Origin of the sequence: Pseudonocardia sp. ICBG1142 (assembly GCF_020496255.1) — a bacterium.
Lineage (GTDB): Bacteria > Actinomycetota > Actinomycetes > Mycobacteriales > Pseudonocardiaceae > Pseudonocardia.
Genome location: NZ_JAHLJC010000031.1, coordinates 355,160 through 377,588 on the forward strand (window position 1 = coordinate 355,160; position 22,429 = coordinate 377,588).

Below are 22,429 nucleotides of genomic sequence, written 5' to 3' on the forward strand. Positions count from 1 at the left end.
GGTCGCCGGGACCCGGCTACAGCCCCAGAACCTCCAGCGTGTCGGCGTGTCGGGCCAGTCCGGCGTCCACCCATCCGGGGTGCGTGGCGTACCAGGCCCGCTGCGCCGCGGCGACCTCGTCCTCGGCGACCGGCCGGCCGGAGACGCACCAGTGCGGGCGCGGCGGCACGTCCAGCCCGAGGGCGTCGACGACGTCGGCGCGCAGCGGGGCCCGGATCCCGCCCAGCAGGGTGCGTCCGGGATCACCGACGACGCCCGGCATCCCTGCGGCGTCGAGGACCCGTCCGGCGAGCAGCGTCAGCACCTCGTTGCCGGGGTGGTTGAGGGTGTGCGCGGCCGCCGCGCCGAAGCCCGCGATCGCGTCGGACACCCCGACGTCGGTGTCGCGGGCCTCCCGCCGGGCGAGCTCGGCGATCCCGCGCCGGCCCACCTCGCGCAGCGCGTCCGGCGTCGGCGTCGGCCCTGCCGGGCGTCCGGCGGCGGCCGCGAGGGCCCGCAGGTCGTGGTAGGGCACCCCGGGCGGGACGGCGGCCGGGTCGGACGCGTGGCGCACGATCGCCGACCACGGGTGCAGCGCGGGATGGCGGATCACCGGCCAGCGCACGACGACCGCCCCCGGCGCGAGCCCGGCGGCGACCTGGGCGGTGCCCAGGGGCAGGTCGCGGTAGTCGTCGCGGACCGGCTGGGACGCGAGCAGCCGGGTCCGGGGCAGCAGCCGGCGCAGGTGCGGCAGGTCGTCGGCGGTGAGCTCGTGCACCGGCGGGATGCGGACCGGGGTGACCGGCAGGTCGGCGACGGTGGCGAGCAGCACCCGGACCGACTCGGCCTGGCAGTTGCCCCACACCAGGGCGAGCGGTCCCGGCGGCGGGGCCTCGAGGCCGTAGAGGACGCCGTAGTGGCGGCGGCGCGGATCGGTCACCCGGTCATCGTGGCCCGCGCGGTTGATCCGCGCCCGGACGGGCATCCCGGTGGATCCGAGGAGAGGAGCCGTCGCGTGCGCGTGGCATCCGTGCCCACCGCCCATCCCTACGTGGCGTCGCTGCACCACCCCGAGGTGGTCCGGCTCCCGGACCCGCCGGTCCCGGGTGCCCGTCCGGGGGTGTGGTGGCCCTCGCCCTGGCTCGACGCCGAGCACCTGCGCGCGCACGCCGCGGAGGTGGACGTGCTGCACGTCCACTTCGGCTTCGACGACCGCACCCCCGACCAGCTGCACGCACTCGTCGCGGCACTGGGGGAGACCGGTGTCCCGCTGGTGCTGACCGTGCACGACCTGCGCAACCCGCACCACGCCGACCCGGCGCCGCACGCCGCGGCCCTCGACGTGCTGGTGCCGGCCGCCGCCGGGCTGGTCACGCTGACCCCGGGGGCCGCCGCGCGGATCCGGGAGCGCTGGGGACGCGACGCGCTGGTGCTGGGGCACCCGGCCGTCGTCGGGCCGGACTGGCTGCGCCGCCCCCGGCCCCGCCGCGCCGACGGGTTCGTCGTGGGCCTGCACGCCAAGAGCCACCGCACCAACGCCGACCCGGTCGGGGTGGCCCGCGCGCTCGCCGCGACCGCCCCGCCCGAGGTCGCGCTGCGGGTCGACGCGCACGACGACGCGCGCGGCCGCGCCGTGGCCCACGCCCTGCGCGACGAGCCCCGCCTGGAGCTGCGGGTGCACCCCCCGTTCGACGACGACGCCTTCCACTCCTACCTCCAGGAGCTCGACGTGTCGGTGCTCCCGTACCGGTGGGGGACCCATTCCGGCTGGCTGGAGGCCTGCCACGACCTCGGCACGACCGCGCTGGTGCCCGAGGTCGGGCACTTCCGCGAGCAGGCGCCCTGTCTGACCTACGCCCTCACCGAGGACGGCCCCGACCGCGCCTCGCTCGGCGCCGCCGTCGCGCTGGCGCACCGGACCCGTCCGGCCTGGCGGGCCGACCCCGACGACCGGGAGCGGCGCCGCGCCGAGGTCGCCGACGCCCACGCCCGCGAGTACCGCCGGGTCCTGGCCGGGGTGGCGCGGTGACCGTCACCGTGCGGGTCGTCGCGCCCGGCGCGTCCGGGCACGGCGTGGTCCGGCACGCCGCCGCCGTCGCCGCCGCGGTGGCTGCCGAGGGCCTCGTCCCGGTCGGCTCCGGCCAGGCCGACCTCTCCCACGCCCAGTTCACCGACGCGCTCTGGGGCGCCGACGTCGCCGCGGCCGCCGACGCCTTCGTCGAGCAGGCGCGGGTCCTGCCCCGGCCGCTCGTCGTGACCCTGCACGACCTGCCCGGCGCCGACCCCGACCCGGCCCGCGACGCCCGCCGCTGCGCCGGGTACCGGCGTGTGGTCGCCGCCGCCGACGCGGTCGTCGTGTCCGCGGGGCACGAGGTCGACAAGGCTCGCGCGCTCGGCGCGGTCGACCCGGTGACCGTGGCGCTGCCGCTGCCGGTCGTCGTGCCCGCGGAGCAGGCGCCGGGCTGGGCGGGGCTCCGCACGCTCGGCGTGCTCGGGTTCGTCTACCCCGGCAAGGGGCACGAGGCCGTCATCGACGCGGCCGCGGCGCACCCGGACCGGCCCGCGGTCGTCGCCGCGGGGGCAGTCTCCGACGGACACGACGACCTCGCCCGGTCCCTCGCCGGGCGCGCCCGCTCCCGCGGGGTGGAGTGGATCCTGACCGGGCACCTGGAACCGGCGGCGCTCGCCGCGGCCGCCGCGGCGGTCACCGTCCCGGTGGCGCCGGGCCGCACCGTCAGCGCCAGCGGTTCGCTGCTGGCGTGGCTGGCCCACGGCCGCTACCCGCTGGCGGCGGCGGGCGCCTACGCCCGCGAGGTCGCCGTCGCCGCCCCGGGCTCGGTGGCGCTCTACGACGACGAGGACCGCCGCGACGCCCTCGTCGCCGACGCCCTGACCCGGCCCACCGCCACCCGCGGCCCGGTCCCGGACTGGCCGGACGCCGGGGCCGGGCACGCCGCCCTCTACCGCGGGCTGCTCGCCCGGTGAGCGTGCCGGGAAACCGCTGGGACCTGCTCCGCCCGCACACCGGGCCGCCGCCGTCGGTGGGGGTGGTGGTGTGCCACTACCGCCAGCCCGCGCAGCTGGCCCGCACCGTCGCCGCGCTGCAGGGCCAGACGCTCCCGCCGGTGTCGGTGGTCGTCGCCGACGACGGGTCGCCGGAGCCGCCGGACCCGGCCGCGCTCGCCGGACCGGTGCCGGTGCGGGTGGTGACCCAGGACGACCGCGGCTTCCGCGCCGCCGCCGCGCGCAACCGCGGTGCCGCACGGGCCGACGGCGAGATCCTGGTGTTCCTCGACGCCGACACCGTCCCCGGGCCCGGGTTCCTCGCCGCGATCACCGCACGGATCGCGGCCTGCCCGGACGTGCTCGCCGTCGGCCGTCGTCGGCACGCCGACCTGTCCGGCACCGCACCGGGCGACGACCCGGCCGCCGCACCTCAGCTGCCCGACCCGGCTTGGCTCGCCGACGGCTACCGGCGCACCCGCGACCTGCTCGACGCCTCGGGCACGGACTGGCAGCTGGTCATCAGTGCCGTGCTCGCCCTGCACCGCGGCCTGTTCGACGACCTCGGCGGCTTCGACGAGCGCTACGTCGGCTACGGCGGCGAGGACTGGGACCTGGCCTACCGGGTCTGGAACAACGGGGCGCTGCTGGTCCACGAACCGGCCGCGGTGGCCTGGCACGACGGCCCCGACTGGGGTGGCCGCCCGGCGGACCACGACGCGGTGGGTGGCGGCAAGGACGGCGAACGGATCCGGATCGCCGCGCTCGTCCCCGACCCGGGCGTGCGCGGCGCACCGCTGCCCGGCGCGGTCCCCGACGTCCTCGCCACCGTCGACGCCGACGCGCGCGGGTGGGAGCTGGTGGAGATCGTCGACGCGGTGCTCAACCAGACCCACCGGGACGTGCGGGTGCGGCTGCCCGGCGGCGACCCACGGCTCGACGAGCTCTACCGCGGGGTCGCCGACCCCGGCCCGTGGAGCCCCGACCGGCTCCGCCGCGCCCGGGCCCGGCTGCACGTCAACGCGCCGCTCCCGCCCGACGCGCTGGCCCGCGCGATGGGCCTGCTCACCGGCCACGACCTCGGCCGCGTCGAGATCGCCGGACCCGACCGACGGACCCTCGCCGCACTCGTCTCCACCCGGGCGGCGGGCCGGGCCCGGCGCGGGCGGGTCGACGCCGCCGTCGCCCAGCACCGGGAGGGTGTCGCCACCCTGCTGCCAGGGACGCTGCCCCGGACGCCGCCAGGGACGCTGCCCGGGATGCCGTAGCCCTACGGAGGCCCGACCGCCCCGCAGGGCCCTAGCCTCGCCGGCATGACCGCACCAGCTGCCTCCCCGGTCCGCGGGGCCCGCCGCGCGATGATCGTCGCGGTGGTCGCGTCGCTGCTCGTCGCCTCGCTCTGCGGGATCGTCGCCCTGCTCGGTGGCGGCTTCGGTGACCTGCAGGCGCGGATCGTCGCCACCACCCTGATCGTCGCCGCGTTCGGCACCTCGGCGCTCTGCCATCTCGCCGTCGTCACCCGTGCCGTGCGGCTCCTCGGGTTCGCCGGCCTGGCGGCGAGCGTCGTCGCCGCGGGGGCGGCCCTGTGGCTGGTCTGGAGCGGCGACGAGCTGTTCGAGGGCGACGGCGACGGCTCGGTGCTGAAGACCCTGCTGGTGGCGACGATCGTCGCGATCAGCCTCGCGCACGCGAACCTGCTCCTGCTGCTCGCCGAGCGACGGCGGACCGTGATCCGCACGGGCCTGGTGCTGACCCTGGCCGCGATCGCCGTCGTCGCGACGATGCTGGCGCTGCCGGTGATCACCGCCGGCGCGGTCGGCGGCGGCGAGTGGTACTGGCGCTGGTTCGGTGTCGCCGGGATCGTCGACGCACTCGGCACCATCGCCCTGCCGGTGCTGGCCCTGGTCCTGCGCGGCCGACGGGAGCACAGGCCTTCCTCCACCGGAACCACCTCCACCGGGGCCGCCTCCTCTGGGACCACCTCCTCTGGGGCCACTGCCGAGGACGACGGCACCGGCACCCCGGGTGCTGCGCCGGAGGTGGCACCGGACGCGGCACCGGTCCGGATCGTGCTCGACCTGCCGGCCGACCTGGTCGCCCGGCTCGACGCCGCCGCGGACGGAGCGCCGAGGGACGCCGCGGCGCTGCGCGTTCTGCGGAACGCACTCGTCCGGGGCTGACCCGCCCGGGTCCTGGCCGTTGGCGCTGTCCGTTGCCGGATCCAGGGCGGTCGCGGAGCCGGGGACGCGACCGGTGCGGGTCAGGCCCGGGTGTCGCCGCCACCGCCACGGTCGCCGTTGCCGTCGCCGTCGCCGCCACGGTCGCTGTCGCCGCCGCGGTCGCGGCCACTGGCGCGGGCACCGTCGCGGTCGTCGGCCCGGTCCAGCCGTGCCCGCCGCTCCTGCTCCCGGCGGCTGTACGCGGCCTGACGGACCGCGCCGTCGTCCGCGAACCCGGAACCCAGCGCCCCGGCGACGGTCCCCATGGAGGTCGACAGCCAGGCGATCATGATCCAGTCGTCCGGCCCGGACTCGCGCATGAGTTTCGAGGAGAGGTAGTCCGGCGGGATCACGAGGAACGCCGCCACCAGTGCGAGCACGAACAGCAGGGCGAACATCGCGAGCACCCCGCAGGCCACCGTGATCACCGTGGACAGGTTCGACAGGAGCATCTCCTCGCGCAGTGAGCGGTGTCGCCGCGACTCCCAGAGCCGGTTGTCGAGGATCAGCCACGCGGTCATCCCGACCAGGGCGATCAGCATGACCGTCACCTGCCGGGCGGTCCCGAGCGCCGTCGCCAGCTCCCAGATGTTGGAGTAGAAGATCCCGAACGCGGCCCCGGCCGCCGCCGCGGCGATGGCGGGGGACAGGCTCGGCACCAGCCGCCACGGACGGTTCGCGCGGACCAGCCCGGCCAGCAGCCGGACACGGCCGCGGAGCCCGGTGAGGGCCAGCCGGACGTCGATGTCGTCCTCGACCCCGCCGCTGCCGGCGCCGGAGTCGTCCCCGTCCGCGTCTGCCTGCCCCCGGTCCTGGTCCCGGCCCCGGCGGTCGTCGTCGGACCTGGCTCCCGACCCCGGATCGATCCGGGTCAGGGGACCCGCATGGCCGGCGCCCGGCGCTCCTGCCTCTCCGGCGTGCGCGGGGTCGGCGGGCATCAGGTGCCCGGTCACCAGACGGACCACCGTGTCGCGGCACCGCCGGTACTGGTTGATCGCGCCCAGCGCGGGCAGCGACACCAGGCCCACCCGGTGCCCGGTCCCGCCGTCGGCCACGACCGGGTCCGCCCCGGAGCGGCGCGGCAGGTCGGTGAGCAGCACGACGGCGTCGGCACCGTCCCGCTCGCGCACCCGGTCGCCGATGTCGAGAGCGGGCAGCGCGCCGCGCTCGTCCAGCACGATCGGCTCGTCGGCGACGCGGACCTCCCAGCGGGCGTCGTCGTGCGCGCCGAGCGCGGCCGGCAGGTCGCGGACGAGCCGGTGGGCGAGCTCGGTCGGCAACCCGGGGTCGGCGACGAGGTCGAGCACGGTGGTGCGGGTCGCGTCGGTCACGGGGCGTGAGGCTAGTGCCCACTGACCGTGGCGGCACGACGTCGGAGGCGGGCCCGCCGGCGGGACCGGTGGACCGCGAGCCTGTGGACAGCGGGGCGGATGGCGGGTGAGCGTTCCGCCGGGTGGCGGACCATCGTGCGGTCGCACGTTGTGTGGCCGTGTGGTCGTGTGGCGGACCGAGATGGGTGGCGGTGGCAGGACCGTGCCGGAGCCCGGGGACGGGCCCAGCCGCTCAGGAGACCAGCGCAGGAGAGCAGGGACGCCTGCCCTGGGCCGGGTGCCGTGCCGTCGCGTTCCGCGGAACGTGGACGGCGGCACCGGCGCGTCGGGTCAGGCCGCGGCCGCCGATGCCGTATCGGGAGGCAGGAGTGCGTCCAGGATGGGGCCCGGATCGAGGCGGTCGCCGTACCAATCGGGTGTCAGGGTGTCGCGGTCGATGCGGAGACGGGCTCGGGTGTTGATCTCTAGGAGTGTCTCGGCGCTGCCGTCGAGCGGGGCTCCGGTCGGTCGGACGACGGTGCCGTCGGGGCGGTGGACGGTCCACGTCCCACCGGGCGGGCGGAGGATCACGTAGCCGTGGTCGTGCACGAGCCGGTGGTGGAAGCTGCACAGCAGCACCAGGTTGTCGATGTCGGTGGGGCCTCCGTGCAGCCAGTGCCGGACGTGGTGGGCATGCAGGTGCCGGGTGTGCGCGCAGCCGGGGAACCGGCACCCGGGCCGACCCTCGGCAGCGCCCGCGGCGCTCAGTGCGGCGATCTGGGAGGGACCGGCGAGTCGGCGGGACCGGCCCAGGTAGAGGTGGTTCGCGTGGCGGTCGGTGAGCAGGACGCGGGCACGCGCGTCGCAGGCGAGCCGCTCGGCCGTCGGCGCGGGGATCTCGGGTCCGCCGTCGAGGCGGGCGGTACCGGTGGTGGCGTCGACGACCACCGTGACCCGCGTCCCGGGGCGGGACACGACCGGCCCGCCGTCGGCGTCACCCTCACGCGTGACGAGGTGCAGCAGGGCGTCGGCGCGCCGCGCGGCCAGGGTGTCGACGACGGCGCCCGGGGCGTGCTCGGCGGCCTCGCGGGCCCGTTCGTGAGGGCCGACCCGCGGATCGGGCTCGGTTGACGGCGCCGCGGTCGAGGGGGCGACGACGTGTGACTCGATCGCAGCGACCAGGGCCGCGCCGTCGTCGGGGGTGAGGCGGGCGCGCAGGACGAGCGAGCCGTCGCTGTCGTGGTACCAGCTCACGCCACGCAGGGCTGCGGTGTTCGCGGGCGGTGCGAGGCGGCGGCGCGCGGCGCGGACCACGCTCTCGACGTGGCTCGCGGTGCCGGTCAGGGCGAGGTCGAGCAGGACCTGCTCCGCGGGCGGAGGCGCGGATGCCGGCGACGGGCCGTGCGCACCGGGGACGGGTGCGCCGGTCGGGCGTCCGGGCGCGGCTGGGGTGCCGTCGGTGCCGTGCACGGCCGGGTCGGTGTCGTCGGCGCGACCGGCTGCTGACGAGGACAGGAGGCCCTGGTGCGGGCTGGTCCCGGGGTCGTCGCCGGCGCCGCAGGTGGTGGTGTCGTCGCCGGGGCGAGGGTCGGTGCGGGAGGCGGCGTCGAGGTGGGGCGACGCCGTTGTGGGGCAGGGGGCAGGAGTGTGCGGCATGACGGCCGGTGTGGGAGTGGGAGTGAGGCGGGCGAGGACGGAGTCCTCGGCGCCGGCGAGGCGGGTGATCGCCCGGACCTTGGAGTAGGAGATCCGGCCGGCCGCGAACGCCTCGGTGATCCGCGGCAGTCGGGTCAGCGCATGCGCGACGCGCAGGTGCTCGGTCGCGGTGCGCAGGCTCATCCCTGCTCGCCAGGTGAGCCAGTGCGCGCAGGACCGGACGCCGACCCCGCACCAGCCGCCGCGGTCGTCGAACTCGGCGAGCAGGCGCAGGAAGCGGCACTCGGCGGCGGCGATGTGGCCGGCGAGACCGAGGAGCTCGGACTCGAGCTCGTGCAGGTCGAGTGGCGGCGGGCCCGGGTCCGCTGCGGGGATGGTCGGCTCGGCGGACGGTTCCACGACGGCTCCTTCGTCGAACGTGTGTTCGCACGAGTGTGGCCGAGGGGTCCGACAGTTCGGATCGACCCGTGGTGGGGCCGGGTCTGCGGGGTGCGTTCCGCGGAACGCGCGCGGACGCCCACCGCGACCACCGCAGGCGCCCCCGGTCATGAGGCGCGGTCAGGAGGCGATCCCGATCAGGAAGGCGATCCCGGGCAGGAGGCGATCTCGGGCGGGGCGACCCCGGGCGGGGGCGGCCCTGGTCAGGACTGGGCGCGCAGCCACCCCGCGGCGATCGAGGCCAGCGGCTCGAGCTCCTTGTACTCCGCGACCTCCGGCGGCAGCGTCTCCAGGACCGACGCGAGACGGCTGCGCCAGGCCGGGACCTGCGCGACCCCGTCGAGCGGAAGCAGGCGGATCCCGATCAGGAACAGCACCGCCCCGGTCAGCGGGAGCCGCACCAGGTGCTGCACCTCGGTGCGCAGATGTATCTGTCGGCCGGGGTCGGTGAGATCGAGCCGGGTCCGGGCGGGCTGCCAGTGCGGGGCGGCGTCGAGGGACAGGTCGCGGTGGTCGTCGGGCTGCAAACCCCAGTTCAGGCGGCGGTAGGCCTCGCCGGGGTGCAGCCGCAGCAGGAAGCGTTCGGCGCGCTCGAACACGCCGCCGGGTCCGTTCCCGGGGACCGGTCCGTGCAGCTCCCGGAAGCTCATGCCGGCGTCGAACCCGATCGACCACACGGAGGCGAACGCGACGGCACCGGCGTCGAGCCACAGCGCGTCGTCGCGGGCACCGAGCACGACCACGTCCTCCGCGACGAGCCGGGACACCCAGCGCAACGGGTGTTCGGGGAGGGTGGCGTCGTCGCCGAACACGAACTCCCGGTCGGTGCCGGTCGCCGTATCACGGAACCGCCACCCGCCGGCCCTGCCGGGGGTGCGGGTCAGGGTGCAGGTGCCGGGTTGCTCGGCGGCGAGCCGACCGAGCAGGTACAGACAGGCGTCCCAGCAGGACGCGCGGGCGTGCGGCGCGGCGACGAACCGGGCGGACTCGCGGTCCAGGATCGACGCGCGCTCGGCGGCGACGGCGGGCCGGTCCGGGCCGTCGTGCAGGATCCGCGCGCCCCAGGAGCCGGCCTCGGTGCGGCGCTCCACGCCGGCCGGTTCGACGTTCGCGCGGATCCGGTAGGTCGGGTGCGGCAGCGGGAACGGGTAGTCGTCGACGCCGGTCACAGATCCAGCTCCAGTGTCGCCCCGGCGGCGCGGGACACACAGAGCGCCATCCGGTCGGCGCGCTCGTCGGCGGTCAGGACCGTGTCGCGGTGCTCGACCCCGCCGTCGACGACGGGGGTCACGCACTCCCCGCAGACCCCGCGCCGGCACATCGCGGGCGCAGTGACCCCGGCTCGCTGCACGGCGTCGAGCAGGGTCTCGTGGGCACCGACCTCGACCGTGCGGCCGCTGCGGCGCAGCACCGCGCGGAACGGGGTGCCGGGCTCGGGCTCGCCGACGAACGCCTCGGCGTGGATGCGGGCCTCGACCCAGTGCGCGGCGCGGGCGGTCCGGGCGGTCGCGGCGATCAGGCCGGGCGGGCCGCAGGTATAGACGTGGCTGCCGAACGGTGCCGTGCCCAGCAGCCGCTCCAGCGCGGCCCGGGCCTCGACGCGGCCGGTCGCCTCGACGAGCCGGTCCCCGCAGAGTGCGCGCAGCGCGTCGCGGTGCGGGGCGGGACCGGGCCGCTGCACCGTGAGCACGGTGTACGGGTTCCCCCAGAACGCGTGCCAGCGGGCGTGGGACAGGACCGCGGTCACCCCGATCCCGCCCGCGACGAGCAGGTGGTGGCGCGCGGTGTCGACCGGCGGGAACGAGCTGCGCGGCGTCGTCGCCACGACCGCGTCACCCGGGGCGAGACCGTGCGCCCACACCGAGCCGCCACGGGAGTCCGGGCGCCGCGCGACCGAGACGTGCCAGCGGTCGGGTGCGGGGGACGGCGCGGTCAGCGAGTAGGAGTTCCAGCGGCCCGGCGCCCACTCGATGCCGATGTGGCCGCCGGGCGGCGCCGCGGGCAGTGGTCCGGTCCCCGGCGCGGCGGCGAACTCCAGGGAACGGACGTCGGGTGCAGCGTCGGTGACCGCGACGACCCGCAGGTGCACCCCGGGCCGGGTCACGGCGCCCGCTGCGGGGTGGGTGCGCCGAGGAACGCCCCGAGCCGGCGCGAGTGGTGCCCGGCGACGTGCAGCACGACCCGGCAGCCGGGACAGGCCACGGCGTCCCCGACGGCGGCGTGCACGACGACGTGCTGGTGGCAGTGTGCGCAGTGCACCGTCCGTTCCCGGGTGGCGTGGGCGACGTCGGTCGGGACCAGGACGAGCTCCTCGTCGAGGGCTCCACGGTGCAGCGCTGCGGCGCGCACGGCCTGCACGAGCGCCTCGGGCCCGGTGACCAGGATCCGGGTGCCGGTGACCAGCGTCGCGAGCTCCCGGTCGAGCAGCGTCGCGGCGTCCGCGCCGGCAGGGAGCCGGACCAGGCGGTCGGCGGGCCCGAGGTCGGGAGCGGGCGCGGAGCCGCAGACGACGACCAGGTGCGGTGACCCGCCGCGTTCGGCCGGACCGGCGTAACGCGGCACCGTGGTCCACTCCGGTGCGACGTGCACGGACGGTGCGGCCGCGCCGGTGCGCAGCGGGCGGACGGGGTCGGGCATGACGGAGAGTGATCATACGGGCGTCGCGTGAACACCACATGGCGCCCAGCGAATGCGTAGGTCGCCATTTCTGGTGAAACTGTCGCCGAGTCGGTCACGATCTCGGCGCCGGCGCGATGGACTGCGTGAAGCGCCCGCACGTCGGAGAGGGGGACGTCATGGACGGCACGCCGTACCGCCCGCGGCACGCCCTGCGTGAGACCCCGCCCACGATCGCCGTCCCGGCGCAGCGGGGCGCCCCGCGGGCCGAGGCCGTGACCCGGCCGGACTCCGTGACCCGGCCGGACACCGACGAGCCGCACAGCGCGGGTCCGTGGTGGACGACGGTCCCGGCGCCCCGGGACGGCACCGCGCACCCTGCGCCGCCCGCCCCGGCGCCCGAGCGGCCCTGGTTCACCCCGGTCCCGGTCGTCGTCGAGCCCGCGGCCGGGCCCGGCACCGACGGGAGACTGCCCGGGTTCCCGACCGCGCTGCTGCCGCGCCGCCGTCGTCCGCTGGCGGTCGGTGCGGGCCTGGCCGGCGCGATCGCGGGGATGCTCGTCGTGTTCGCGGTGGTCGTCGGCGCCGCGGGGGCGGCGGGTCGCGGGATCGAGGACGCCGCCACGGCGACGGCCGCGGTCGGCGACTGGCGCGCCGAGGGCGGCCAGGTGCACGTCACCGCGATCACCGGGGCCCTGCGCGACATCGCCCGGGCAGGGTCGGACGGCGGGATCCCGGCCCTGGTCGAGGCCTGCCGCGGCCTGCGCGACGAGGTCGCCTCCGCCCAGGCGTACCCGGCGATCCCCGACGCCGTCGCCCAGACGTACTGGCAAGGCGGGCTCGCCGCGGGCGCCGATGCCGCCCGGCACTGCATCGCGGGGGCGTCACTGGGCGACCCCGGACTGCTCGGCGACGCGGCCCGGGAGCTGAACGGGATGAGCTCGCAGCTGGGCGCGGTCGCCGACCGGCTCACGCTGCTGTCCGGCGGCTGACCGGCGGGCACTCCGCGCCCGGTGCGTCCGCGCCGCCGCGACCCTCCATCGGCTTCGCGGGCCCCTTGTGGACAGTGCTCCACGACCTCCGAGAGCCCCTCCGTCCGCGACGCACGGGCGTGGCGTGTCGTTGCGGCGGGCATCGGAGCCCCTGCGCCGCTAGGGTTCCCGCCGCAGGTCAACCGGGACGAACGGAGTGGGTCATGGATTCGGGGGCGCAACCGGCCGCGCGTGCCGAGGACGGTGGGGCGCGGCGGGACCCGGCGGAGGGCGGACTGCTGAACCCGTCGCCGACGGCCGGGGCCGCGAGCCGCGGCACCGTCATCGGCAACGGGCTCACCTGGGTGGCGGCGTGGAGCCTGCGGGTCGCGCTGATCTCCCTGGGGCTGGTCATCCTCGGCTACGTCACCGGCATGCTGTGGGTCGTCGTCTGGCCGGTGGTGCTCGCGATCCTGCTGGCCACCGTCCTGCGTCCGCCCGCGGCGCTGCTCATCCGGTGGCGCTTCCCACCCGCGGCCGCCTCGGCGGTGGTGCTGCTCGTCGGCATCGCCGCGGTGACCGGCCTGTTCGTGGGCATCGCGCCGTCGATCGCCGGGCAGACCCAGCAGATCACCTCCGGCGTGATCGCGGCGCTCGGCCAGATCCAGCAGTGGATCTCCGGTCCGCCGCTGAACCTCGGTGAGAGCCAGATCGGCGACATCATCACCCAGGTCACCCAGCAGCTGCAGCAGAGCGCGACCTCCATCGCCGGCGGCGTCCTGACCGGGGTGTCCACCGTCGCGTCCGGACTGGTCTCGCTGGTGCTGGCCCTGGTGCTGACGTTCTTCTTCGTCAAGGACGGGCCGCGGTTCCTGCCGTGGCTGACTTCGATCACCGGGCGCAGCGCGGGCGGGCACATCGCCGAGGTGCTGCGCCGGATGTGGGACGTCCTCGGCGGGTTCATCCGCGTCCAGGCACTGGTGAGCCTCATCGACGCCGTGTTCATCGGCATCGGCCTGGTGCTGCTGGGGATCCCGCTGGCGCTGCCGCTGGCCGTGCTGACCTTCATCGGTGGGTTCATCCCGATCGTCGGTGCGGTCGTCGCGGGCTCGCTGGCGGTCCTCATCGCGCTGGTCACGCAGGGTTTCGGCACCGCGGTCGCGGTGGTGGTGCTGGTCGTGGCGGTGCAGCAGATCGAGGGCAACGTGTTGCAGCCCTTTCTGCAGGGCCAGAGCCTCAAGCTGCACGGCGCGGTCGTGCTGCTGGCGGTGACGGCGGGCGGCTCGCTCGCCGGGATCGCCGGCGCGTTCCTCGCGGTGCCGGTCGCGGCCGTCGTCGCGGTGCTGCTGCGCTACCTCGGCGAGCAGATCGACCTGCGGGACCGCCGCTTCTCTCGCGTCGACGACATCGCCGCCGCGGGCCCGCCGGTCGCCGCCGCCCACGACGCGGCACCCGCCGACACCTCCACGGCGGGAGACCCGGACCGGGAGACGGAGGGCGCCGGGAGCGGCCCCGGGGACGGTTCCGTGCCCGCGCCGCCGGACTCGGCTCGTCAGGACGGCGGCTGACCGACTCGCCCGGGCAGCCGGTCGGTCCCCAGCAGCCGGTCCATCACCCGGAACCGGAGCACCACCCACATCACGGCGAACCAGCAGACCAGGGTCGGCAGCACGACCAGGACCACCGGCGGCTCCGCGCCGGTGAGCCCGACGTACGACGACAGCGCCGGGGTCCCGACCACGCCCGCGAACACCAGGGTCAGGCCCAGTACCAGCCAGGCCGGGCGACGGTCGGGCACCGGCGCCGTCCACGCCGCGAGGAACCGGTGCGGTGGCAGCAGGAACAGGATCAGGACGAACGACGCCAGCCCCACGAACGTCGACAGCCCGGTCTGCGCGCCGAGCGTCGCGGCCGCCTCGGCGAAGTCGGCGTCGGTGCCGTAGGTCAGCCCGGTGTAGCTCTGGAACTGTGCGATCACCTGCTCCGGGGTCCGCCCGCTGGTGAAGCCCTGCAGGATGCCCTGGTAGAGCAGCGTGTAGACGACCGTCCCCGCGCCCGCGGTCACCACCGAGGCCGGCACCACGAAGCGGGCGAGGTTGCCCAGCAGGTCCGGGTCCGGCTCGAACGGCGTCGCCCACAGCGTCAGGAACAGCGTCGGCACGCCGACGGTCAGCAACGTCAGCCCGACCTGGGTGGGGGAGTAGGGGAACCCGAGCCCGAGCATGGTCACGGCCATGATCACCAGGCCCTGGGTGGCGACCCGGGTGAGGAACACGTACATCGACACCGCGATGCCGTCGACGATCCGGCGTCCCTCGGTGCGGGCCGGCAGCAGCGCGGCGAACGAGTCGTCGACGAGCACGATGTCGGCGACGTCGCGGGTCACCGCCGAACCGCTGCGCATCGCGACGCCGACGTGGGCCCGTTTGAGTGCCCGCGCGTCGTTCACGCCGTCGCCGAGCATCGCGACGTGCGCACCGCCCCGGCGCAGGCTCGCGACGATCCGCTCCTTCTGCTCCGGGGCGACCCGCCCGAAGACCGTGGTCCGGGCGACGAGCGCGTCGAGCGCGGCCCGGCGGTCGGCAGTGTTGTCGGCGGAGTCGGCGGAGTCGGCAGTGTTGTCGGCGGAGTCGCTGGACTCGGTTAAGTCAGCGAGCTCCGCGACCGCCGACCCGTCGACCGGCTCGCCGACGTCGAGCCCGGCCTGCGCCGCGAGCGTGGCGACGGTGCGCGGGTCGTCGCCGGACAGCACCTTCACCGCGACCCCGTCCGCGGCGAACCGCTCCAGGGCGTCGGCGACGCCGGGACGCAGCTCGTCCGACAGCGCCACCAGCGCCACCGGGACCAGGTCGGGCAGGGCGGGACGGCCGTCGTCGCCGCGCAGCCCGGCAGCCGGCCGCGCGGACCGGGCCAGCAGCAGCACCCGCAGCCCGGCGGCGGCGCGTGCCGCCACCCGGTCGGCGACGGCGTCCGGGTCGCCCAGGTGCGGGGCGAGCACGTCCGGGGCGCCGAGCACGAACGCCTCGCCGTCGGTGGTGACCTGCCCGGACCAGCGCAGCGACGAGGTGAACGGGACCTCGTCGCGCAGCTCGGACGGGGCGCCGGGCAGCGCGGCGGCGAGTGCGGCGGTGGTGGGGTTCGGGTCGGTCACCGAGGCCGCGAAGCGGGCGAGCACGGGGCCCGGCTCGGTCCCGTCGAGCGGGTCGACACGGTCCAGGCGCAGCGCGCCGGTGGTCAGGGTGCCGGTCTTGTCGGTGCAGACGACGTCGACGTGGGTGACCGCCTCCACCGCGTTGACCCGCTGGACCAGGGCGCCGCGCCCGGCGAGCCGGGCCGCACCCCGGGTGTAGGCGACGGCGATGAGGAAGAACAGGCCGTAGGGGACCAGCCCGGACAGCACCGCGGTGATCTGCACGACCCGCAGCAGCGAGAACCCCTCCAGGAACGCCTGGGCCAGGATCGCGCCGCTCATCAGGACGACCAGCACCATCGTCAGCCGTACGACGAAGTCGATGCGCCGCTGCAGCGGTGTCGCCTCGGTGGTGTCCGCGCGGGCCTGCAGCGTCAGCCGGCCGGCGTAACTGTCGACGCCGACGGCGGTCGCGCGCTGGCGAGCGGTCCCGGCGACGCAGTGGCTGCCCGAGCGCAGCAGGTCGCCGGGATCCTTGACGACCGGGTCGGACTCGCCGGTGAGCAGCGACTCGTCGGCCTCGGCCCGCCCGGTCAGCACCGGCCCGTCGACGACGACCTGCTCGCCCGCCCGCACCACCAGCACGTCCCCGACGACGACGTCGGCGGCCGGGACCCGCTGCTCGACACCGTCGCGCACGACGGTGACCTCCGCGGCGTCGAGCAGCTGCAGCCGGTCCAGCTTCCGCTTGGCGCGCATCTCCTGCACCGCCCCGACGACGGCGTTGACCAGGCCGAGCCCCACGCTGGTCAGGGCGTCGCCGTAGCGACCCAGCACCAACAGGGCCAGCCCGATCGCGAACAGGATCGTGTTGTAGAAGGAGAAGACGTTGGTGCGCAGGATCCGCCCGTAGCCGCGTGTCCCGGCGCTCACCGGCGCGTTCGTCCTACCCGCGCGGCGCGCCGCCGCGACCTGCGCCGCGGTCAGCCCGTCGTCGGGCGCCGTCTGGACGGTCCCGGTCGTCACACCGTCCCCTCTCCGCCGTCGATCCCCGTGCGGCGATCGTGGCAGGCCGGGATGTGTGCCGGCTGTGCGCGAGCTGAGCGCTCACCAGCGCTGCAGACCCCCGCGCTTGACGAGCTGGGCGGCGATCACGTTGCGCTGGATCTCGTTGGTGCCCTCCCCGACGATCATCAGCGGGGCGTCGCGGAAGTACCGCTCGACGTCGAACTCGGTGGAGTAGCCGTAGCCGCCGTGGATGCGCACCGCGTCGAGGGCGACCTCCATGGCGGTCTCGGAGGCGAACAGCTTCGCCATGCCGGCCTCCATGTCGCACCGCTGCCCGGACTCGTACTTCCGGGCGGCGTGCAGGATCAGGGTCCGCGCAGCGGTGATCTTCGTGGCCATGTCGGCGAGGTGGTTGCCGACCGACTGGTGCTGCCAGATCGGCTTGCCGAACGACTCCCGCTCCTGGGCGTAGGCCAGGGAGTCGGCCAGATCGGCGTCGGCGACGCCGAGTGCGCGCGCGGCGACCTGGATCCGGCCGGTCTCCAGGCCCTTCATCATCTGGGCGAAGCCGTGTCCCGGCTCTCCGCCGAGCACCGCGTCGGCGGGGACGGCCATGTCGGTGAAGGACAGCTCGCAGGACTCGACCCCCTTGTAGCCGAGCTTGGGCAGGTCCCGGGACACGGTCAGGCCGGGGCCGTGCTCGACGAGCAGCACCGAGATGCCGCGGTGGCGCGGTTCGGCGGTCGGGTCGGTCTTGCACAGCAGCGCGATCAGTCCCGAGCGCCGCGAGTTGGTGATCCAGGTCTTGGCGCCGTTCACCACCCACCCGTCGTCCGTGCGACGGGCGTGGGTCGTCATCGCCTGCAGGTCCGAGCCGCCACCGGGCTCGGTCAGCGCCATCGTCGCGCGCAGCTCACCGGTGGCCATCCGCGGCAGGTACCGGTCCTGCTGCTCCCGGGTGCCGAAGGCGACCAGCAGCTTCGCGACGACGGTGTGCCCGCCCATCGCGCTGGCCAGGCTCATCCAGCCGCGGGCCAGCTCGGCCGTGACCAGGGCGTAGCAGGGCATCGAGACCGGCGCCTCGCCCCACGGCTCGGGGACCGCGAGCCCGAAGATCCCGAGCTCCTTCATCTGCTCGATGAGCCCCTCGGGATAGGTGTTCGCGTGCTCCAGCTCCCGCACCACCGGGCGGACGTCCCGGTCGACGAAGTCGCGCACCGTCTCCACGACCGCCCGCTCCTCGGTGCTCAACCCCGTGTCCGACCCGGCGCTCTGCCCGTCCATGCGACCGAGCATCGGTCATCGACCGGGGACCCCGCGCGCCGGGGTGACCGGTCGTGTGCGACGGAACATCCGCGGCGGTGGGACCGTTGTAGGTTCCGAGACCCGACACAGGGAGGTTCATCCCCATGACCGAGACCGCGATCCTCGCCGGTGGCTGCTTCTGGGGCGTCCAGGAGCTGCTGCGCGCGCGTCCGGGCGTCGTCTCCACCCGGGTCGGCTACTCCGGCGATCCGAACACCCCGAACGCCACCTACCGGCGCCACGGTGACCACGCCGAGGCCGTCGAGATCGTCTTCGACCCGGAGCGGATCTCCTACCGCGAGATCCTGGAGTTCTTCTTCCAGATCCACGACCCGTCGACGAAGGACCGCCAGGGCAACGACATCGGCCGCAGCTACCGCTCCGCGATCTTCTACACCACGGAGGAGCAGCGGGCCGTCGCCCTGGACACGATCGCCGACGTCGACGCGTCCGGGCTCTGGCCGGGCCGCGCGACCACCGACGTGGAGCCGGCCGGCGACTTCTGGGAGGCCGAACCGGAGCACCAGGACTACCTGCAGAAGTTCCCCTACGGCTACACCTGCCACTTCCCGCGCCCGAACTGGGTGCTGCCGCGGCGGACGGCCAGCACGGGCTGAGGCCCTCCGTTCCCAGCACGTACGGACCGGCCCGCGACCACGCATCGCGGGCCGGTCCCGTGTGCGCCGGGCGGCCTCGCTCTGGTCGCTCAGAGGTGGCTGCGGGCCTCGGCGCGGTGCCGGCGCTCCACCGACCCGTTCACGACCTGCACCTTGTCCCCGACCTGCAGGGTCTCGAAGAACCGCCGGGCGTCGCGGGTGCGGAGCTTCACGCAGCCCGCGGACTCGCGGCTGAGGTCCCCGCCGTGGAAGGCGATCCCGCCGTCGGCGAAGAACACCGACCACGGCATCCGCGCCGGACGGCCGTCCGGGCCCGGGTACTCGCCGCTGCGGTGGTCGGCCTCCTTGCGGTACACCCGGAACGAGTGCCCGACCGGGGTGGCCTTCCCCTCGCCGCCGGTGGTGACCGGGAACGGGCCGCCGGTGACCCTGCCGTCGCGGACCAGCCACGCCTGCCGCGTCTCGAGGTCCACGCAGGCGCGCACCGACGCCGAGCACGGTGTACCCGGGGCCGCGGGTTCGGCGTGCGCCTGCTGCGCGACCCGGCTCTGCTCCGGGTCGGCGGTGGCGATCGCGGTCCCACCCAGCCCCACCCCGGCCACGAGCACGAGACCGATCACCAGCACACCGCGACGGCGACGGAGCCGCTCGGTCCGGGACATGCCCACCTCCCACGCCACAGATCACCCACCCGGGTGACAACAGGGCAGACGCCCGTCCGGATGTCGCGGTTGCGCGGGAGCGTCCCGCGGCGGCGAGTGGGCAGCGGTGCACGGCGAACGGGTGGGCGGCGGGCCCGGCGGCGGACCGATGGCCGGTCGACCGCCGGGGTACGGGAGCGGACCGTCCGGCGTCCGGGGGCGTGATCTCCGTCCCGACGGGATGTCACGGCGCGATAACGGGGGTAGGTCTCGGTGATCGCCTCCTCACCCGCGGTGGTGGGGACGCCCCCGTCGTGACCGACCCCAGGAGGAACGATGCGCGCAGCCGACCGTCCGGGCTCCGAGCCGGGACCTGCCGACCGGCTCCGTCGTCGGGCGTCCCGTCGCGAGGACCTGCTCGCGGTGCTGTGCGGGCTGCTCGCCGCCTGCGGGCTCGCCGTGGCGTGGCTCGCCGGTGCCGCGGCCCACGGGACGGTGCTCGAACGCGGGGCTGTCGAGGCCCGGCAGCGCGTGCCGGTCGAGGCGACGGTCACCGCGCGGGCGAACGCGGTCGGGGACCTGCAGACCGGGCAGCAGTCGCTCACGCTGAGCTGGACCGGGCCGGACGGCGTGGCGCACTCCGGGGGCAGCTCGCTGCCCGGCATCTACGACGTCGGCGACCGGGTGTCGGCCTGGGTCGGTGCCGACGGCAGGCTGGCGCCGCCGCCGTCGACCCCGGCCGACGCCGTCACGGTCGCCGTCGCGGCCGGGTTCCTCACCGCCGCCGGGTGGGCCGGCGGGGTACTGGTGCTCGGGCGGCTGGCCTTCGCCTGGAACGGGCGCACGTTCGCCCGCGCCTGGGCGGAGGACTGGGCCGCCGTCGAGCCCGAGTGGTCGGGCCGCCGCACCCCCTGAGCCGGGCGACGCGTCAGAACATCAGCCGCCGTACCCGCTCGGGGTGGATCACCAGCCGCACCTGGTCCTCGGCGAGGATCGCCGCGAGGTCCGCGGCCCGCGTGGGGTCGTCGAGGTCCCAGTAGCGCTGCGCCAGACGCTGCGCCAGCGCGTGCGCCCCGTCGGTCTCGACGGTCGTGCCGCCCTCGACCGCGATCCAACGCTCCCGCTCCCCGACCGGAGCGGCGACGACGAGCGAGGCCCGCGGGTCCTTCCGCCTGCGCCGGATGTGCAGCGACTCCGGTCCGGTGAACAGCTGCACCGTGCCGTCGTCGGTCGCCTCGAACCAGACCGGCCGGGGCTGCGGCGGTACCGGGCCGCCCGCGACACTGAGGAAGCCGTGCAAGGGGCGGGCGAGGAAGGCGCGGTCGTCGTCGGTCAGTGCCGTGCGGATGTCGGTGGTGGGCATGGCGTCCACGACACCAGCACGACGCGGACGACGACATGGGTGAGACACCGGATCTCCTGTCCGATCGTCTAACCTCGGTGCGGTGGACCCCTTCGGCGACCTCGTCCGCGGGCTGCGCTCGCACGGCTCGCTGTTCGGCAGCACCACCCTGACCCCGCCCTGGTCGCTGCACTTCGTCGACGGCGCACCGCTGACCCTGTGCGCGCTGCTCACCGGCGCGGGGTGGATCGTCGTGCCCGGCGCCGACCCGGTGCGGCTCACCGCGGGGGAGACCGCCGTCGTACGCGGGCCCGCCGGGTTCCACGTGGTCGACGAGGTCGCCACCCCGGCCGAGCCGATCGTCTGCGGTGTGGACTGCGCGACGCCCGAGCAGGGCGGCACCCGCCACCGGCTCGGCTGGCGCGACCCGGCGCCGGCACCGGACAGCGACGCGAGCACTCTGATCACCGCGGCCTCCGTGGCCGGGGGCGAGGTCGGCGCCCGGCTGCTCGACGCGCTCCCGCCGGTCCTGCGGGTCGGCGCCGGGGGCAGCGGGGACACGGTGCTCGACCACGTGGCCGCCGAGGTCGCCGTCGACGCGCCGGGGCAGCAGGTCGTGCTCGACCGGCTCCTGGACTGGCTGCTGGTCTGCACCCTGCGCGAGTGGTTCGACCGGGCCGACGGCAGCCGCCCGCGCTGGTGGGCCGCCCAGCACGACCCGGTGGTCGGGCGGGCGCTGCGGCTGCTGCACGCCGACCCCGCCGCGGCCTGGACCGTCGCCGGGCTCGCCGCCGCCACCGGGGTGTCCCGGGCGACGCTGGCCAAGCGGTTCACCGACCGGGTCGGCGAGCCGCCGCTGACCTACCTCACCGGCTGGCGGATGACCCTGGCCGCGGACCTGCTGCTCGCCGAGCCCGACGCGACGCTGGCCGGCATCGCGCGCCGTGTCGGGTACGCCGACCCGTTCGGCTTCAGCGCGGCGTTCACCCGGGTCCGCGGCGTCACCCCCAGCGCGTTCCGCCGGGGCGGGTCGCGAGGTGGGCGGCCCGGCGAGCGGGCGGATGCTCCGGACGGGGTGAGCGGCTAGCCTGCAGCGCCGTGACCACCGTCGCCGTCCTGCACCGCGCCCTCGGCCGCACCTCCGGTGTGACCGCCGTCGTCGTCGCTGTCAGCGGCCGGTCGTGACGGTCCCGCCGCACCCACCGTCGGTCCGGCTGGCGAACCTCGACCTCAACCTGCTCGTCTCGCTGCGCGAGCTGCTGCGTGAACGCAACGTCACCCGGGCCGCCGCCCGGATCGGCATCTCCCAGCCGCCCGCCAGCGCGGCCCTGTCCCGGCTGCGCCGTCACTTCGACGACGAGCTGCTGTCCCGCCATCCCGGCGGCTACGTGCTCACCCCGCTCGCCGCGCAGCTCGTCGACCAGGTGGAGGGCGTCTGCTCGGCCGCCGAGCGGCTGTTCGGCACCGGCCACGGCTTCGACCCGTCGACGGCCCGGCGCGGGTTCACCCTGCTCGTCGCCGACTACACCGTCGCCGTCCTCGGGCCCGCGCTGTCCGCGGCGGCGGCCCGGCGCGCCCCCGGCGTCGAGCTGCGGCTACGGCTGGTCCGCGAGTCGTTCTCCGCCGACATCGGCGAGACCATCCGGCTCATCGACGGGCTCATCGCCCCGCCCGCCGCCCGCTTCGAACGACCCGAGCTGCGCTCCACCGCCCTGTTCGACGACCGCTGGGTCTGCGTCGTCGACGCCGCCAACCCGGTCGCCGCCGGGCCGGACCCGACCCTGGACCTCGACGAGCTCGCCGCGATGCCCTGGGTGGTCCCGTTCGCCCCGGACCGGGGCATGTCGGCGGCGGCGCCGATGACCCGCCAGCTCGCCCGCCTCGGCGTCGAGCCCGACATCCGGGTGCGGGTCGAGAGCTACCTGTCGGTGCCGTACATGGTCGTCGGCACCAACCGCGTCGCGCTGCTGCAGGAGCGGCTCGCCCGCCAGGTCGCCGACGGCCTCGGGCTGGTCGTGCTGCCCTGCCCCGGGGACCCCGGACCGATCCGCGAGCGCCTCTGGTGGCACACCGACCTCGACCCGGACCCGGCCCACCAGTGGTTGCGCGAGCTCCTCGTCGAGCTGTCGGCCACCCTGTAGAGCTGCCACTATTCGTCCGGTCGATGGTCCGGCAGGCGAACGTTCTATTTCCG

20 protein-coding genes are annotated in these 22,429 nt (G+C 76.0%); 10 read left to right on the forward strand and 10 right to left on the reverse strand.

Annotation, left to right across the window (positions count from 1 at the left end; genetic code table 11):
* Positions 1 to 16 precede the first annotated feature (16 nt).
* Positions 17 to 919, reverse strand: a complete 903-nt coding sequence (locus tag KPL59_RS25850) for a WcbI family polysaccharide biosynthesis putative acetyltransferase (RefSeq protein ID WP_226351024.1) — start codon at positions 917 to 919, stop codon at positions 17 to 19.
* Positions 920 to 994: 75 nt separating this feature from the next.
* On the opposite strand from KPL59_RS25850, the gene KPL59_RS25855 reads away from it, so the two are divergent.
* From KPL59_RS25855 to KPL59_RS25870, 4 genes are read left to right on the forward strand one after another with little or no spacing between them, the layout of a single operon-like run.
* The gene (locus tag KPL59_RS25855; RefSeq protein WP_226351025.1) at positions 995 to 2,008 is read left to right on the forward strand and encodes a glycosyltransferase family 1 protein; all 1,014 of its coding nucleotides are present in this window, start codon (positions 995 to 997) and stop codon (positions 2,006 to 2,008) included.
* A complete protein-coding gene (locus tag KPL59_RS25860; protein ID WP_226362312.1) occupies positions 2,005 to 2,964 on the forward strand; it encodes a hypothetical protein in 960 nt (319 codons plus the stop codon). Before KPL59_RS25855 ends, KPL59_RS25860 begins: the two co-directional genes overlap by 4 nt.
* Entirely contained in the window at positions 2,961 to 4,250 is a 1,290-nt protein-coding gene (locus tag KPL59_RS25865; RefSeq protein ID WP_226362313.1) for a glycosyltransferase family 2 protein, read from the forward strand. The genes KPL59_RS25860 and KPL59_RS25865 overlap by 4 nt, the downstream gene beginning before the upstream one ends.
* A gap of 45 nt (positions 4,251 to 4,295) precedes the next feature.
* Positions 4,296 to 5,162, forward strand: coding sequence for a hypothetical protein (locus KPL59_RS25870; RefSeq protein ID WP_226362314.1), 867 nt, complete (start codon positions 4,296 to 4,298; stop codon positions 5,160 to 5,162).
* 80 nt (positions 5,163 to 5,242) lie between these two features.
* Here KPL59_RS25870 and KPL59_RS25875 read toward each other — a convergent pair whose 3' ends face one another.
* From KPL59_RS25875 to KPL59_RS25905, 5 genes are all read right to left on the reverse strand, one after another.
* The gene (locus KPL59_RS25875) at positions 5,243 to 6,532 is read right to left on the reverse strand and encodes a hypothetical protein (protein ID WP_226351029.1); all 1,290 of its coding nucleotides are present in this window, start codon (positions 6,530 to 6,532) and stop codon (positions 5,243 to 5,245) included.
* Positions 6,533 to 6,862: 330 nt separating this feature from the next.
* Complete coding sequence (locus KPL59_RS25880; protein WP_308187953.1) at positions 6,863 to 8,566, reverse strand: DUF222 domain-containing protein; 1,704 nt, start codon at positions 8,564 to 8,566, stop codon at positions 6,863 to 6,865.
* 242 nt (positions 8,567 to 8,808) lie between these two features.
* Complete coding sequence (locus KPL59_RS25895; protein WP_226362315.1) at positions 8,809 to 9,774, reverse strand: heme-dependent oxidative N-demethylase subunit alpha family protein; 966 nt, start codon at positions 9,772 to 9,774, stop codon at positions 8,809 to 8,811.
* Complete coding sequence (locus tag KPL59_RS25900; protein ID WP_226351031.1) at positions 9,771 to 10,709, reverse strand: PDR/VanB family oxidoreductase; 939 nt, start codon at positions 10,707 to 10,709, stop codon at positions 9,771 to 9,773. Before KPL59_RS25900 ends, KPL59_RS25895 begins: the two co-directional genes overlap by 4 nt.
* Complete coding sequence (locus KPL59_RS25905; RefSeq protein ID WP_226362316.1) at positions 10,706 to 11,242, reverse strand: dimethylamine monooxygenase subunit DmmA family protein; 537 nt, start codon at positions 11,240 to 11,242, stop codon at positions 10,706 to 10,708. Before KPL59_RS25905 ends, KPL59_RS25900 begins: the two co-directional genes overlap by 4 nt.
* Positions 11,243 to 11,400: 158 nt before the next feature.
* Between KPL59_RS25905 and KPL59_RS25910 the strand changes: the two genes are divergently transcribed.
* Together KPL59_RS25910 and KPL59_RS25915 are read left to right on the forward strand one after the other, a co-directional pair.
* Positions 11,401 to 12,213, forward strand: a complete 813-nt coding sequence (locus KPL59_RS25910; RefSeq protein WP_226362317.1) for a hypothetical protein — start codon at positions 11,401 to 11,403, stop codon at positions 12,211 to 12,213.
* 203 nt (positions 12,214 to 12,416) lie between these two features.
* Positions 12,417 to 13,760, forward strand: a complete 1,344-nt coding sequence (locus KPL59_RS25915) for an AI-2E family transporter (RefSeq protein WP_226362318.1) — start codon at positions 12,417 to 12,419, stop codon at positions 13,758 to 13,760.
* Here the strand turns inward: KPL59_RS25915 and KPL59_RS25920 are convergent.
* Complete coding sequence (locus tag KPL59_RS25920) at positions 13,745 to 16,348, reverse strand: HAD-IC family P-type ATPase (RefSeq protein WP_226362319.1); 2,604 nt, start codon at positions 16,346 to 16,348, stop codon at positions 13,745 to 13,747. The genes KPL59_RS25915 and KPL59_RS25920 overlap by 16 nt on opposite strands.
* A gap of 81 nt (positions 16,349 to 16,429) precedes the next feature.
* On the reverse strand, positions 16,430 to 17,614 hold the full coding sequence (locus tag KPL59_RS25925; protein WP_226362320.1) for an acyl-CoA dehydrogenase family protein: 1,185 nt from the start codon (positions 17,612 to 17,614) through the stop codon (positions 16,430 to 16,432).
* Positions 17,615 to 17,739: 125 nt separating this feature from the next.
* On the opposite strand from KPL59_RS25925, the gene msrA reads away from it, so the two are divergent.
* Positions 17,740 to 18,252 carry a peptide-methionine (S)-S-oxide reductase MsrA gene (gene msrA, locus KPL59_RS25930; protein WP_020624599.1) on the forward strand — a complete coding sequence of 171 codons (513 nt, stop codon included), beginning with the start codon at positions 17,740 to 17,742 and terminating at the stop codon, positions 18,250 to 18,252.
* 89 nt (positions 18,253 to 18,341) lie between these two features.
* On the opposite strand, the gene KPL59_RS25935 is transcribed toward msrA, so the two are convergent.
* On the reverse strand, positions 18,342 to 18,914 hold the full coding sequence (locus KPL59_RS25935; protein ID WP_226351036.1) for a L,D-transpeptidase: 573 nt from the start codon (positions 18,912 to 18,914) through the stop codon (positions 18,342 to 18,344).
* 315 nt (positions 18,915 to 19,229) lie between these two features.
* Between KPL59_RS25935 and KPL59_RS25940 the strand changes: the two genes are divergently transcribed.
* A complete protein-coding gene (locus tag KPL59_RS25940; RefSeq protein WP_226351037.1) occupies positions 19,230 to 19,808 on the forward strand; it encodes a hypothetical protein in 579 nt (192 codons plus the stop codon).
* Between the two features lie 13 nt (positions 19,809 to 19,821).
* On the opposite strand, the gene KPL59_RS25945 is transcribed toward KPL59_RS25940, so the two are convergent.
* Positions 19,822 to 20,256, reverse strand: coding sequence for a pyridoxamine 5'-phosphate oxidase family protein (locus tag KPL59_RS25945; RefSeq protein WP_075311844.1), 435 nt, complete (start codon positions 20,254 to 20,256; stop codon positions 19,822 to 19,824).
* An 82-nt stretch (positions 20,257 to 20,338) separates the two neighbouring features.
* Between KPL59_RS25945 and KPL59_RS25950 the strand changes: the two genes are divergently transcribed.
* Positions 20,339 to 21,322 (forward strand): AraC family transcriptional regulator, encoded by a 984-nt coding sequence (locus tag KPL59_RS25950; protein WP_226362321.1) that lies wholly within the window; start codon positions 20,339 to 20,341, stop codon positions 21,320 to 21,322.
* 94 nt (positions 21,323 to 21,416) lie between these two features.
* The gene (locus KPL59_RS25955; protein WP_226362322.1) at positions 21,417 to 22,376 is read left to right on the forward strand and encodes a LysR family transcriptional regulator; all 960 of its coding nucleotides are present in this window, start codon (positions 21,417 to 21,419) and stop codon (positions 22,374 to 22,376) included.
* Positions 22,377 to 22,429 lie beyond the last annotated feature (53 nt).